This is a genomic window from Verminephrobacter aporrectodeae subsp. tuberculatae At4 (assembly GCF_000193225.1).
Classification (GTDB): domain Bacteria; phylum Pseudomonadota; class Gammaproteobacteria; order Burkholderiales; family Burkholderiaceae_C; genus Acidovorax; species Acidovorax aporrectodeae.
Window position 1 is genome coordinate 1 of record NZ_AFAL01000240.1, and the last position, 649, is coordinate 649.

Annotated in this window: 1 pseudogene; it reads right to left on the minus strand. The window is 70.0% G+C overall.

Going from position 1 to position 649, the window contains the following annotated elements:
* A pseudogene (ligA, locus tag VTU_RS26055) lies at window positions 1–649 on the minus strand (NAD-dependent DNA ligase LigA); the annotation flags it as partial.

Below are 649 nucleotides of genomic sequence, written 5' to 3' on the forward strand. Positions count from 1 at the left end.
CTGCGGATCAGCCCTGCGTCCACGAGTTGATCGACCAGCTTGTCGCCCAGGCCCTCGATGTCCATGGCGCGGCGCGCGGCGTAGTGCAGGATCGCCTCCTTGCGCTGCGCGGCGCAAAACAGGCCGCCGGTGCAGCGGTGGTTGGCCTCGCCCTTCTCGCGCAGCACGGCGCTGCCGCAGACCGGGCACTGCGTGGGCATGCGGAAGTTGGCAACGTAGGCCGGGCGTTTGCCGGGCAGGACGCTGACCACCTCGGGGATGACGTCGCCCGCGCGCCGCACGATCACGCCGTCGCCCACGCGCAGCTGCTTTTTGCGGATCTCGAACAGGTTGTGCAGCGTGGCGTTGGTCACCGTCACCCCGCCGACGAATACCGGGTCGAGCCGCGCCACGGGCGTGAGCTTGCCGGTGCGGCCGACCTGCACGCCGATTTCCTGCACGCGCGTGCGCATCTCCTGCGCCGGGTACTTGTGCGCCACGGCCCAGCGCGGCTCGCGGGTCTTGAAACCCAGGTCGCGTTGCAGCCGCAGCGAATTCACCTTGTAGACCACGCCGTCGATGTCGTAGGGCAGCGCGCCGCGGCTGGCGCCCATGCGTTCGTGGAAGGCCACCAGCTGCGCTGCGCCGAGCGCAATCTGCACCTGCGTTG